This window comes from Pseudoxanthomonas spadix, assembly GCF_003703395.1.
Taxonomy (GTDB): Bacteria; Pseudomonadota; Gammaproteobacteria; order Xanthomonadales; family Xanthomonadaceae; genus Pseudoxanthomonas_A; species Pseudoxanthomonas_A spadix.
In genome coordinates, this window is the sequence record NZ_RDQN01000008.1 from 100,927 (window position 1) to 113,955 (window position 13,029).

12 protein-coding genes are annotated in these 13,029 nt (G+C 68.8%); 10 read left to right on the plus strand and 2 right to left on the minus strand.

Annotation, left to right across the window (positions count from 1 at the left end; genetic code table 11):
- Positions 1–34: 34 nt before the first annotated feature.
- Entirely contained in the window at positions 35–997 is a 963-nt protein-coding gene (locus D9R12_RS12785; protein WP_122231080.1) for a YheT family hydrolase, read from the plus strand.
- A gap of 203 nt (positions 998–1,200) precedes the next feature.
- Positions 1,201–1,818 (plus strand): YbhB/YbcL family Raf kinase inhibitor-like protein, encoded by a 618-nt coding sequence (locus D9R12_RS12790; RefSeq protein ID WP_122231002.1) that lies wholly within the window; start codon positions 1,201–1,203, stop codon positions 1,816–1,818.
- A gap of 67 nt (positions 1,819–1,885) precedes the next feature.
- Here the strand turns inward: D9R12_RS12790 and D9R12_RS12795 are convergent, their stop codons facing one another.
- Positions 1,886–2,725 (minus strand): undecaprenyl-diphosphate phosphatase, encoded by an 840-nt coding sequence (locus D9R12_RS12795; protein WP_122231004.1) that lies wholly within the window; start codon positions 2,723–2,725, stop codon positions 1,886–1,888.
- Positions 2,726–2,946: 221 nt separating this feature from the next.
- Here D9R12_RS12795 and glnA point away from each other — a divergent pair, with 221 nt between their 5' ends.
- From glnA to D9R12_RS12830, 7 genes are all read left to right on the plus strand, one after another.
- A complete protein-coding gene (gene glnA, locus D9R12_RS12800; RefSeq protein WP_122231006.1) occupies positions 2,947–4,356 on the plus strand; it encodes a type I glutamate--ammonia ligase in 1,410 nt (469 codons plus the stop codon).
- A gap of 335 nt (positions 4,357–4,691) precedes the next feature.
- Positions 4,692–5,030 (plus strand): P-II family nitrogen regulator, encoded by a 339-nt coding sequence (locus tag D9R12_RS12805; RefSeq protein WP_014159242.1) that lies wholly within the window; start codon positions 4,692–4,694, stop codon positions 5,028–5,030.
- Positions 5,031–5,051: 21 nt separating this feature from the next.
- Positions 5,052–6,572: an ammonium transporter gene (locus D9R12_RS12810; protein ID WP_043290279.1), complete on the plus strand. Its 1,521-nt coding sequence runs from the start codon at positions 5,052–5,054 to the stop codon at positions 6,570–6,572.
- An 88-nt stretch (positions 6,573–6,660) separates the two neighbouring features.
- On the plus strand, positions 6,661–7,713 hold the full coding sequence (locus D9R12_RS12815; protein WP_043290830.1) for a two-component system sensor histidine kinase NtrB: 1,053 nt from the start codon (positions 6,661–6,663) through the stop codon (positions 7,711–7,713).
- Positions 7,703–9,127 carry a nitrogen regulation protein NR(I) gene (gene ntrC / locus D9R12_RS12820; RefSeq protein WP_122231008.1) on the plus strand — a complete coding sequence of 475 codons (1,425 nt, stop codon included), beginning with the start codon at positions 7,703–7,705 and terminating at the stop codon, positions 9,125–9,127. Before D9R12_RS12815 ends, ntrC begins: the two co-directional genes overlap by 11 nt.
- A gap of 108 nt (positions 9,128–9,235) precedes the next feature.
- The gene (locus D9R12_RS12825) at positions 9,236–9,820 is read left to right on the plus strand and encodes a superoxide dismutase family protein (protein WP_122231010.1); all 585 of its coding nucleotides are present in this window, start codon (positions 9,236–9,238) and stop codon (positions 9,818–9,820) included.
- 51 nt (positions 9,821–9,871) lie between these two features.
- A complete protein-coding gene (locus D9R12_RS12830; protein WP_122231012.1) occupies positions 9,872–10,510 on the plus strand; it encodes a superoxide dismutase family protein in 639 nt (212 codons plus the stop codon).
- Positions 10,511–10,624: 114 nt separating this feature from the next.
- Here the strand turns inward: D9R12_RS12830 and D9R12_RS12835 are convergent, their stop codons facing one another.
- Positions 10,625–11,509 (minus strand): hypothetical protein, encoded by an 885-nt coding sequence (locus D9R12_RS12835; RefSeq protein WP_244671933.1) that lies wholly within the window; start codon positions 11,507–11,509, stop codon positions 10,625–10,627.
- A gap of 214 nt (positions 11,510–11,723) precedes the next feature.
- On the opposite strand from D9R12_RS12835, the gene D9R12_RS12840 reads away from it, so the two are divergent.
- Positions 11,724–13,004, plus strand: coding sequence for an acetyl-CoA C-acetyltransferase (locus D9R12_RS12840; protein ID WP_122231016.1), 1,281 nt, complete (start codon positions 11,724–11,726; stop codon positions 13,002–13,004).
- The last annotated feature ends 25 nt before the right edge of the window (positions 13,005–13,029 follow it).

The following is a 13,029-nucleotide window of genomic DNA, read 5'->3' on the forward strand; positions in this document are numbered from 1 at the left end:
CCAGGAGCGCGACCCAGCCTCGCCCGATGACTACCTGCCACCGCGCTGGCTGCGCAACGCGCACCTGCAGTCGATCCTCAGTTCCAGTGACCTGCGCCGGCGACGCGGCCTGCGCCGGCTGCAGGCGCTGGGCGCGCAGAGCACCGAGCACATCTTCGATGGCGGCGCCGGGGTGCGCCTGCAGGGCTGGCACACGCTGATCCCGGGCATGGAAGTGCGCGGCCTGGCGCTGCTGCTGCATGGCTGGGAAGGCAGTGCCGAATCCAGCTACATGCGCATGACCGCCGCCAGCCTGCTGGAGGCGGGCTATGAAGTGGTGCGGCTGAACTTCCGCGACCACGGCGACACCCATCATCTCAACGAAGAGATTTTCCACTCCTGCCTGCTGCCCGAAGTGCTGCACGCGGCCTGCGACGTGGCCCAGCGCTTCCCGCAGCGGCCGATGGTGGCCGCCGGCTATTCGCTGGGCGGCAACTTCGTCCTGCGCCTGGCGCTGCGCGCGCCGCAGGCCGGCCTGCCGCTCAAGCACGTGGCCGCGGTGTGTCCGGTGCTGGACCCGCATTCGGCACTGCTCGGCATGGAACGTGGGCTGCCGCTGTACCACTGGTATTTCCAGCGCAGGTGGCGCCGTTCGCTGGAGCGCAAGCGCGCGCTGTTCCCCGAGCGCCATCTCTATGACGACCAGACCCTGTCGCTGAGCGTGCGCGAACTGACCCGCTGGATGGTCGAGCACGAAACCGACTTCGGCACCCTGGAAAACTATCTGGACGGGTATTCGGTGGCCGGCAACCGGCTCGCCAACTTGGCCGTGCCGGCCAACATCCTGATGGCCCAGGACGATCCGGTGATCCCCTTCGCCGACTTCGCCCGCTGGCAGCTGCCGCCGATCGCCAGGCTGGAAGTGGCGCGCTGGGGCGGGCATTGCGGCTTCATCGAGAACGCGCAGTGCGACGGCTTCGGCGAACGCTGGGTCACCGACCGGCTGACCCGCTGCTGACCGGCCATCCTCGGACCGCCGGGTGAAGGGGGCCCGTGTCGATTGCCGCACCTGCCCCAGGTGCTGGTGATCGGCCTGCATGATCCACGCGTGGTGCGGCTGGACGGCCGGCCCTGGAGTGCGACCAGCACGTTCGCCCCGCCCTCACCGCAGGCCGCGGCACACTGGCGTGCAAGCCCTCTTCTTCCAAGCAGGAGACCTGCATGCGCATCCACAGTGACAGCTTCGCCAATGGCGCCCTGATCCCGGCCGAATTTGCCGGCGGCCACGCCCACGGCTTCGCCCCCGACCGCAACCCGCACCTGGCCTGGGACCAGGTGCCCGAGGGGACGCGCTCGTTCGCCCTGCTGTGCGTGGACCCGGATGTGCCGACCGTGCCGGACACCACCAACCGCGACGACATGGAGGTACCGGTCGAGCAGCCGCGTGCGGACTTCTTCCACTGGGTGATGGTGGACATTCCGGCCGAGGTGCGAGAAATCCCTGCGGGCAGCTGCAGCGATGGCTTCGTGGCCAAGGGCAAGCGCAATCCATCCGGCCCGGCCGGATCGCGCCAGGGCCTGAACGACTACACCGGCTACTTTGCGGGCAACGCCGATCTGGACGGCCAGTACTTTGGCTACGACGGCCCGTACCCGCCGTACAACGACCTGCGCCTGCACCACTACCATTTTCGCCTGTACGCGCTGGATGCGCAGACGCTGCCGCTCAAGCCCGGTTTCACCGGCAAGGACGTGCGGGCGGCGATCGAAGGCCACGTGCTGGCGCAGGCCGAATGGGTCGGCACCTACACCCTCAACGGCAAGGTCCTGGCCGGCTGACGCATCATTTTGGTGCGAAGAGGGAGGCCCGCACCATGCGGGCCTTTTCGTCGCGCAGCCCGGTGGCTCAGGCGCCGCTGGGCAGGAACAGCAGCAAGGCCGCGCCCAGGAGCATGCGGTATACCGCGAACACGGTGAAGCGGTGGCTCTGGATGTAGCCCAGCAGCCACTTGACCGCGATGAAGGCGGTCACCGCGCTGGCGATGAACGCCGCCGCGAACAGGCCCCAGTCCTCCTGCGCGGCCTGGCCCGAGCGCACCACTTCCATCAGCTGGTAGCCGCTGGCGGCGAACATCGTCGGGATCCCGACCAGGAAGGCGAACTCGGTCGCCGAGGCGCGCTTGGTGGTACCGGCCAGCAGCGCCATGAAGATCGTCGCCGCCGAGCGCGAGGTGCCCGGGAAGACCCCGGCCACCACCTGGGCGATGCCCACCAGGATCGCCACGGTCCAGGTGATGCGCGCCCGTTCACCCAGCGTCAGCGCGCGCCGCTCGGCGAAGTACTCGGCCGCGATCATCCACACCCCACCGATGATCAGCGCCCAGGCGATCGGCGTGACCGTCTCGGGCAGCGCGAACCCGAGCTTCTTGACCACCAGTCCCAGCACGGCGGTGACCAGGAAGGCCAGCGCCAGCTTCAGCGAATAGCCGCGCGGGCTATCGCCGTCGATGCTCGGCAGCGCGGCCTGGTCGGGCTTGAGGAAGCCTGCGAGCAGCTGCCACAGCCGCTGCCGGTAGATCAGTACCACGGCCAGGATCGCGCCGGCCTGGATGCCGATGTTGAACAGGTCGCTGCGGTGCCCCAGCCAGCGCTCGGCGATCAGCAGGTGGCCGGTGCTGGAGATGGGCAGGAATTCGGTGAGGCCTTCAAGGATGCCAAGCAACAGCGCGGCGAGCAGTTCGGACATGGGACCAGGCACGACAGGGGGGTACCAAGAATACGAGGATTTCTGGATGCACGTCCATGGTGCTAAAAAACACGATATGCACCAGAAAAGCGCAAATCCCTGATGCGGCGTGTGAAGGGGTTGTATACAAAACAGTCACTTACGAGCCAAACGACTTGGCACGCGCCTTGCGATACACCCGTCACACAATTCCACCACACCAAAGATCCTCAGGAGCAAAGATGTCCGTCGACAAAGTCGAAAAGCTGATCAAGGAAACCAAGGCCGAGTTCGTCGACCTGCGCTTCGTTGACCTGCGTGGCGTGCAGCAGCACGTGACCTTCCCGATCAACATCGTCGAGCCGGGCCTGTTTGAAGAAGGCAAGATGTTCGACGGCAGCTCCATCAGCGGCTGGAAGGGCATCAACGAATCGGACATGGTCCTGATGCCCGACGCCGACACCGCCTACCTGGATCCGTTCTACGCCGATCCGACCATCAACCTCACCTGCGACGTGCTGGACCCGGCCACCATGACTGCGTACTCGCGCTGCCCGCGTGGGGTGGCCAAGCGCGCCGAGGCGTACCTGCAGTCCTCGGGCATCGCCGACCAGGCCTTCTTCGGCCCGGAGCCGGAGTTCTTCATCTTCGACTCGGTGCGCTTTGCCAACGACATGGGCAACACCTTCTTCAAAGTCGACTCGGAAGAGGCGGCCTGGAATTCCGGCGCCAAGTACGAAGGCGGCAACAGCGGCTACCGGCCGGGCGTCAAGGGCGGCTACTTCCCGGTCCCGCCGACCGACTCGCTGCACGACATCCGCGCCGAGATGGTCAAGACCCTCGAACTGGTCGGCATCTCCACCGAGGTCCACCACCACGAAGTGGCCACCGCCGGCCAGTGCGAGATCGGCACCCGCTTCAACTCGCTGGTCAAGAAGGCCGACGAGCTGCTGGCGATGAAGTACATCGTCAAGAACGTGGCCTTCCGCAACGGCAAGACCGCCACCTTCATGCCCAAGCCGATCGTCGGCGACAACGGCAGTGGCATGCACGTGCACCAGTCGCTGGCCAAGGGTGGCACCAACCTGTTCACCGGCGACGGCTACGGCGGCCTGTCGCAGCTGGCGCTGTGGTACATCGGCGGCATCTTCAAGCACGCCAAGGCGATCAATGCCTTCGCCAACTCCGGCACCAACAGCTACAAGCGCCTGGTCCCGGGCTTCGAAGCGCCGGTGATGCTGGCCTACTCGGCGCGCAACCGCTCGGCCTCGTGCCGCATTCCGTGGGTGGCCAATCCCAAGGCCCGGCGCATCGAAGTGCGCTTCCCCGATCCGCTGCAGTCCGGCTACCTGACCTTCACCGCGCTGATGATGGCCGGCCTGGACGGCATCAAGAACCAGATCGACCCGGGCGCGCCTTCGGACAAGGACCTGTACGACCTGCCGCCGGAAGAAGAAAAGCTGATCCCGCAGGTCTGCTCCTCGCTGGACCAGGCCCTGGCCGCGCTGGACGGCGACCGCGAGTTCCTCAAGGCCGGCGGCGTGTTCTCCGATGACCTGATCGATGGCTACATCGACCTGAAGATGCAGGAAGTCACCAAGTTCCGGGCAGCGACCCACCCGCTGGAGTACCAGCTGTACTACGCCAACTGAGCAAACGCGGCGCTGGCGGTGGACCTCCCCTCCCACCCACCGCCAGCGCTGCACCTTTTCTCCGCACCTGGCCTCGGCGATCGGCCAGGTGCAATGGACAGGGGTGATCGCGCACTGGAATTGCAGTACCGGGGAAAGGCAAACGTGGGCGCCCATGGGTCGCATCGTCCCTCCCTCCCACGCCGAACCCGACCGGTCCTTGTCCTGTCGGTCCGGCGCGGCCCATGGGTCGTTCCATCATCACCCGTCGGCGCGGGATGCGCCGGGGCTGAGCACGCAGTACACCAACGTCGGCCGGCTGCGCCGGTCGTTCCATCCACCATCGGGGAATGCGCATGAAACTGATCACCGCCATCATCCGCCCGTTCAAGCTGGACGAAGTCCGGGAGGCGCTGTCGCAGACAGGCGTCTCGGGCATCACCGTTACCGAAGTCAAGGGCTTCGGACGCCAGAAGGGCCACACCGAGTTGTATCGCGGCGCCGAGTACGTCGTCGACTTCCTGCCCAAGATCAAGATCGAAACGGTCGTCACCGACGAGCGCCTGGAGGCGGTGATCGAAGCCATCCAGCAGGCCGCCGGCACCGGCAAGATCGGCGACGGCAAGATCTTCGTGACCTCGATCGACCAGGTCATCCGCATCCGCACCGGCGAAGTCGGCGCCGACGCGCTCTAGCCCCCACTCGGAGATCCCCACATGAAAATGCATTTGTTCTCCGGGTGGAAAACCCGCCTCCAGGTCCTGGCCCTCGCGGCGATGTGCAGCCTGACCTTCGCCACCGTCGCCTACGCCGCACAGGACCCGGCCGCGCCAGCGACCGAAGCGGCCACGACCGAGGCCGCGCCGGCCGCGGCAGCCGAGGCCGCCCCTGCAGAAGCGGCACCGGCCGAAGCCGCGCCGGCCCCTTCGGTCAGCAAGGCCGACAACGTCTGGGTGCTGGTCAGTGCGGCGCTGGTGATCTTCATGACCCTGCCCGGTCTGGCCCTGTTCTACGGCGGTCTGGTGCGCAGCAAGAACGTGCTGTCGATCCTGATCCAGAACCTGGTGGTGTTCTCGCTGGTGGCGGTGCTGTGGTCCTTGTATGGCTACAGCCTGGCCTTCACCGAAGGCAATTCGTTCATCGGCGGCTGGGACCGGTTGTGGGCCAGCGGCCTGACCTCCAGTGGCGTCGGGGCCACCTTCACCAAGGGCGTGTACATCTCTGAATTGACCTTCTTCGTGTTCCAGGGCGCGTTCGCCTGCATCACCTGCGCGCTGATCCTGGGCGCGTTCGCCGAGCGGGTGAAGTTTGCCGGCGTGCTGCTGTTCACCGTGCTGTGGTTCACCTTTGCCTATACCCCGATGGCGCACATGGTGTGGTTCTTCCCGGGTCCGGACGCCTTCACCGACGCCGATGCGGCCACCGCCGCGCTGGGCAAGTCCGGCAGGCTGTTCGCCCTGGGCGCGCTGGATTTCGCCGGCGGTACCGTGGTCCACATCAATGCCGCAGTCGCCGGCCTGGTCGGTGCCTTCGTCATCGGTAAGCGCACCGGCTACGGGCGCGATGCGATCAAGCCGCACAACCTGACCATGACCATGGTCGGCGCCTCCATCCTGTGGGTGGGCTGGTTCGGCTTCAATGCCGGCTCGGCGCTGGAAGGCAGCGGCACCGCCGCGATCGCCTTCGTCAACACCTTCCTGGCCACGGCCGCGGCGGTGCTGGCCTGGACCTTCGTGGAATGGATCACCAAGGGCAAGCCCTCGTTGCTGGGTGCAGCTTCGGGTGCGGTGGCCGGTCTGGTGGCGATCACCCCGGCGGCAGGCTTCGTCGGCCTCAATGGTGCGCTGGCCATCGGCGCCATTGCCGGGGTGCTGTGCCTGTGGGGCGTGACCGGGCTGAAGAAGCTGCTCGGCGCCGATGACAGCCTGGACGTGTTTGGTGTCCACGGTGTGGGCGGCATCACCGGGGCACTGCTGACCGGCGTGTTCGCGGCGCCCTCGCTGGGCGGGTCGGGCATCTGGGACTACGTCACCGAGACCGCGCTGCCGGAGTACTCGATCGGCAGCCAGGTCTGGATCCAGGCCCAGGGCGTGCTGACCACGGTGATCCTGTCCGGCGTGGTGTCGCTGGTGGCCTTCATGATCGTCAAGTTCACCGTCGGCCTGCGCGTGAGCGAGGAAGCCGAACGCGAGGGTCTGGACATCACCTCGCACGGTGAATCGGCCTACGAGGCCTGAGTCACCCCGGACGGCGGCATTGCACTAAGATGGTGCAATGCCGCTCCCGCACGCCGAACATCCCGAATCCGAAGATTCCGCAGCACCGATGACCGACGCACCCGCCCCGGATGCCCTGAGCACACCGGTGGCCTGGGCAGATGCACAAGGAAAGGTCCTTGGCGCCAATGCCGCATTTGCACGCTGGCTGGGCATCAGCCCCCGGCGCCTGCTGGGGCGTCCCCTGGCCGCATTGGAAATGGATGGCGATGCCATGGCCCGATTCATGGACAACACCGACCGCGACCTGCTGCGCCTGCACCGGGTCGCCATCGGCTTTCCCGGCGAGACGCCACGCTTTGCCGAAGGCTGGCTGTCACGCACCGACACCGGCGGCTGGCTGCTGGAAGCCCATCCGCTCGACGATTTTCCCGCGCTGGACCCGGCCCAGGCGCTGCCCAGCGCGCTGGCGGCGGCCCTGCGTGGCCTGGCCCATGAACTGCGCAACCCGCTGGCCGGCCTGAAAGGCGCTGCCCAGCTGCTGTCGCGGCGCGCCCGGCAGCGCAACGACAACGACGACGAGCGCGAGCTGATCGGTCTGATCCAGGCCGAGGCCGAGCGCCTGAACAACCTGCTGGATCGGCTGCTGTCGCCGGCCTCGCAGCGTCCGCACGCGCCCTTGAACATCCATGCCGTGCTGGAACGGGTGCTGCGCCTGGCCGAGAACGAAAGCCACGGCCAGGTGCGCCTGCAGCGCGACTACGACCCCAGCCTGCCCGAGCTGCACGGCGATGCCGACCGCCTGACCCAGGCGGTGTGGAACCTGGTCGGCAACGCCATGCAGGCCGGCGCCAGCCTGATCACCCTGCGCACCCGGGTCGAGCACGGCCTGCGCATCCATGACCAGCTGCACGCGCGTGCGCTGCGCCTGGAGATCATCGACGACGGTCGCGGCGTGCCGGAGGAACTGGCCGAGCACCTGTTCCTGCCGCTGGTGTCCGGGCGCGCCGAAGGCAGCGGCCTGGGCCTGGCCCTGGCCCAGCAGGTGGCCCGCGAGCACCGCGGTTCGCTGGCCTTCCGTTCGCGCCCGGGCCACACCGTGTTCACCCTGCTGCTGCCGCAGTCGCGCGACGCCGGCCAGGAGCCACACCATGCCCACTGAAGACAACCAGCGCATCTGGGTGGTCGACGACGACCGCTCGGTGCGCTTTGTCCTGGCCACCGCGCTGCGCGATGCCGGCTACGACGTGGATGGCTTCGACAGTGCGGCCTCGGCGCTGCAGGCGCTGGGCACCCGCGGGGTGCCCGACCTGCTGTTCACCGACGTGCGCATGCCGGGCGAAGACGGGCTCAAGCTGCTCGACCGGCTCAAGCATGCCCATCCGCAGCTGCCGGTGATCGTCATGTCGGCCTATACCGATGTGGCCAGCACCGCCGGTGCATTCCGCGGCGGCGCCCAGGAATTCCTGTCCAAGCCGTTCAACCTGGACGATGCGGTCGCGCTGGCCGCACGCGCCCTGCCCAGCGTGGAAGCGCACGAGGCCGAGTTGCCCCAGGCAGTTCCCGCCACCGGTGGCGGCACGTCCGAACTGATCGGTGATACGCCGGCCATGCGCGCGCTGTTCCGCGCAATCGGCCGGCTGGCACAGGCGCCGCTGTCGGTGCTGATCACCGGCGAGACCGGCACCGGCAAGGAGCTGGTGGCGCGTGCGCTGCACAACGAGTCGCCGCGCGCGCGCAAGCCGTTCGTGGCCCTCAACACCGCGGCCATCCCGGCCGAACTGCTGGAAAGCGAGCTGTTCGGCCACGAGGCGGGCGCCTTCACCGGCGCCCAGCGCCGGCACATCGGCCGCTTCGAGCAGGCCGACGGCGGGACCTTGTTTCTCGATGAAATCGGCGACATGCCGCTGCCGCTGCAGACCCGCCTGCTGCGCGTGCTGGCGGAGAACGAATTCTTCCGGGTCGGCGGGCGCGAGCTGATCCGGGTGGACGTGCGGGTGGTCGCCGCCACCCACCAGGACCTGGAGGGGCTGGTCCAGCAGGGCCGTTTCCGCGCCGATTTGCTGCATCGCCTGGATGTGGTCCGCCTGCAGCTGCCGCCGCTGCGCGAACGCCGCGGCGACGTGCCGCGGCTGGCCGAGAATTTCCTGGCCCAGGCCTGCCTGAAGCTGGGCACCCCGGCCAAGCGCGTGGCGCCATCGGCGCGCGAGGCACTGCGCGCCCACCACTGGCCCGGCAACGTGCGCGAACTGGAAAACGTCTGCTGGCGCCTGGCCGCGCTGGCGCCATCGGACACCATCACCGTGGGTGATGTCGAGCAATCGCTCACCCACACCACCCAGCCGGACCTGCAGGGCGCTGGCGAGTGGGACGCGCTGCTGGGACAGTGGGCGCGTGCGCGTCTGGCCGAAGGCGCCGAAGGCCTGCATGCCGAAGCGCGCGCGCGGCTGGACCGGATCCTGCTGGAGGCGGCGCTGCAGTTCACCAACGGCCGCCGCGCCGATGCCGCCGCGCGCCTGGGCGTGAGCCGCAACACGGTCACCCGCAAGCTCGGCTCGGGACGCAGGCGCCGCTGATCGCAGCGCGTCCAAGCAGGCCGCGGCGTGCGGCCATTGGCCCCGGTGGTCACCATGGCACAGGTGTTTCATGACGCCTGAACGCCACCACCGCTAGCGTTGCCGGTCATGTCACCACCCTGTCCCCGCCGCCGCCTGCTGCGCGTGCCGACCCTGGCCGGCGCGCTGGCGCTGGCAGCCTGCAGCAGCGCGCCCAAACCGCTGCCGCCCGCGCCGCCATCGGCGACGGCCACGCCGATGGCGCAGGGAGCGCAGGCGATCATGCAGTCGGCCTCGGCCAGCCTGGTCAGCGGCAAGCTTGAGCTGACCCCGGCGGCTGCTGGCGTGCGCATCGCCGGCACCATCGGCGGCTTGCCGGCGCTGGGGCGCTTTGGCTTCCACGTGCACGAGACCGGCGACTGCAGCGCGGTGGACGGGTCCAGCGCGGGCGGTCATTTCAATCCCACGCACCAGCCCCATGGCAATGCCAAGATCGGCGCCCACCACGCAGGCGACATGGACAACCTGGTGGCCGATGCCGAAGGCATGGCCCATGTCGACACCCAACTGGCCGGCGTGACCCTGGGCGGGGGCGCGATGGACATTCTCGGCCGCGCGCTGGTGGTGCACGCCGACCCTGACGACTATGCCACCCAGCCTGCCGGCAAGTCCGGTGCGCGGGTGGCCTGCGGCGTGATCAAGGCGATCCGCTGAACGCATGCATCCTGCATGCATCCGACCCACGCGACAAAGGAGAAACCACCCATGCGACTGACCCGTTCCCTGCTGTGTACCGCCACCCTGCTGGCGCTGACCGCCTGCAGCAAGCCCGAGTCCAACCAGGCGCCTGAAGCGGTCACCGAGCCGGTGGCCTCGACCCCGGCCTCCGCGCCGGCGACCAGCGCCCCAGCCAGCAGCGCTCCGGCCACCAGCGAGGCGGCGATGGCCATGGCCAAGGCCACCCTCAAGCCCACCGCGGGCAACACCGTCGCCGGCGAGCTGAGCTTCACCGCAGTCGATGGCGGCGTGCGAGTCACCGGCACCCTGAGCGGCCTGAGCCCGGGCGAGCACGGCTTCCATATCCACGAGAAGGGCGACTGCAGCGCGCCGGACGGCACCAGTGCCGGCGGCCACTTCAATCCCGACAGCGTGGACCACGGCCAGGTCACCGCCGACCCGCACCATGCCGGCGACAGCAACAACCTCACCGCCAGTGCCGACGGCAACGTCACCGTCGATCAGATGCTGTCGGCCAACGTCGACATCGGCAAGGGCGACAAGTACGACATCGTCGGCAAGGCGGTGATCGTCCACGAGAAGGCCGACGACTACAAAACCCAGCCCACCGGCGACGCCGGCGGCCGCCTGGCCTGTGGCGTGATCGAGGCCGCACCGGCGATGTAAGCTGGCCGCGCATGCCGCGGCCGGCATGGGCCACGTCAGGACATGCTGCAAACGCACAAGGCGCCTTCCGGCGCCTTGTGTCGTGTTCGGGGCGAAGCAACCTCGCTCAGCGCATCAGGTATTCAGATGCGCGCACAGGTCCTGGTCATCGGGGCAATGGGCATGGGTGACCGGAATGCCGTGGGCGCCCAGCACCGCAGCCAGTTGGCGCTGGCGCATCAGGTAATGCTCGTAGCCAAGGGCCAGGCGCTGGGGATCGTCGGTCGCCGGGGCATTGCGCTTCCTCCAGGCGGCCGGATCCAGCAGCGCCATGCGCACCTCGCCGTCGGCATAGCGCAGCAGTGGCTCGGGCGGGGCGTCCAGCCACTGCGTGTCTTCCGGTGCCAGCAGCGCAGTCTCGATCAGCGGCCACAGGCCGCCCAGGTGCTGGTGCTGGTACTGCAGGGCCATCATCGCGGCCAGGTCGTGCAGGGTCATGAAGCGCACGTGCTCGACCCTCGCCCCCAGCCCGTCCTGCAGCTGCAGCGCGGTGTCGGCGCCGGCCATGCCGCGCTCGATCAGGACCGCTTCCAGCGCTTGGCCGACCGCATCGACGTCCCCGGGCGCGCCACTGAGCAGCAACGGCAGGACCCGCAGCGCGCCGCCGACCAGCTCCGGATCGGCCTGGAACGGCCGCGGCACCGCGCCATCGGCCGCGGCGCCAAAGGCGATCACCCGCGGTCCCTGGTCGCGGCCCGGCGCGCGCTGGCGCAGTTCGTCCAGGCGCCGATGCAGCGGCCAGCCCGGGCGCAGCGCCTCGGCCGGATCGAAGTGCGCGGCGGCCAGGGTGAGTTCCAGCGTGGTGATCTGCGGGACCAGGCCGACCAGGTCGCGGGCAATCCTCTCGGCCAGCGCGCCGGCCGCGTCCTGGTCCAGCGCGGCCCGGCGGGGCGGGGCGCCACCGGCCAGTTCCAGGGCCACCAGGCCCATGACCTGCGCGGTTTGGGGTGCGTGCGTCATGCGATCGATCATGTGGGGCAGCAGCGTGTGAACCCATTCTAGCCAGCGGCGCGGACATCACCGTGACCATCTCCGGCCACGGCGCATTCACATGCCAGCGCGGAAGGTCAACGTCCAGCGTGGCCGGCCCGCAAACGCGCCGCTACACTGCGCCATACGCCAGCGCATGCGCGCTGGCGCCTGTTCGAACACGGCCGCCCACCGAGGTTTCTCCATGCCAGCTGTCCGTCCCGTTGCCATTCTTGGCGGAGTCCGCATTCCGTTCTGCCGTCAGAACACCGCCTATGCGGACGTGGGCAACCTGGGCATGTCGGTGCGCACGCTGGGCGCGCTGGTCGAGCGCTACGGCCTGCACGGGCAGGTCCTGGGCGAGGTGGCGATGGGCGCGGTGATCAAGCACCCCAGCGACTGGAACCTGGGCCGCGAGGCGGCGCTGTCCTCGGGCCTGTCGCCGCTCACGCCGGGCATCACCCTGCAGCGCGCCTGCGGCACCAGCCTGGATACCATCGCCTACATCGGCAACCGGATCGCCCTGGGCCAGATCGAGTCGGGCATCGGCGGCGGCTCGGACTCCACCTCCGAGGTGCCGATCGTCTATGCCAAGAAGCTGCGCGCGCGGCTGTTGGCGGTCAACCGCGCCAAGACGCCCCGGGACAAGGCCCGCGCGCTGCGCCAGGGCTTCAGGGTCTCCGAGCTCAGGCCCGAGTTCCCCGGCGTGGGCGAACCGCGCACCGGCAAGTCGATGGGCGAGCACTGCGAGGACATGGCCAAGGAATGGAACATCTCGCGCGATTCGCAGGACGAGTGGGCGGTGTCCTCGCACCACAAGCTGGCCGCGGCCTATGAGCGCGGTTTCTTCGATGACCTGATCGCACCGTTCCGCGGGGTCAGCCGCGACAACATCCTGCGCCCGGACACCTCGCTGGAAAAGCTGGCCACGCTCAAGCCCGCCTTCGACAGGGCGTCGGGCCGCGGCACCCTGACCGCGGCCAATTCCACGCCGCTGACCGATGGCGCCGCCGCGGTGCTGCTGGCCAGCGACGACTGGGCCGCCGCGCACGGCCACGTGCCGCTGGCCTACCTGCGCGATGTGCAGAGCGCGGCGGTGGATTTCGTCCACGGCGAGGGCCTGCTGATGGCGCCCACCATCGCCGTGCCGCAGATGCTGGCCCGGCATGGACTGGGCCTGCAGGACTTCGACATCTACGAGATCCACGAGGCGTTTGCCGCGCAAGTGCTGTGCACGCTGCGCGCGTGGGAGAGCGAGGACTACTGCACCCATCGGCTGGGGCTGCCCGGACCGATGGGGCGCATCGATCCGGCCAGGATCAACCCCAACGGGTCCTCGCTGGCCACCGGCCATCCCTTCGCCGCCACCGGCGCGCGGATCATCGCCACGGTGGCCAAGGAACTGGCCCAGCGCGGCGGTGGGCGCGCACTGGTGTCGATCTGCACCGCCGGCGGCATGGGCGTGGTGGCCATTGTCGAACGCTGAGCTGGATACCCTTCCCAAGCCCAGG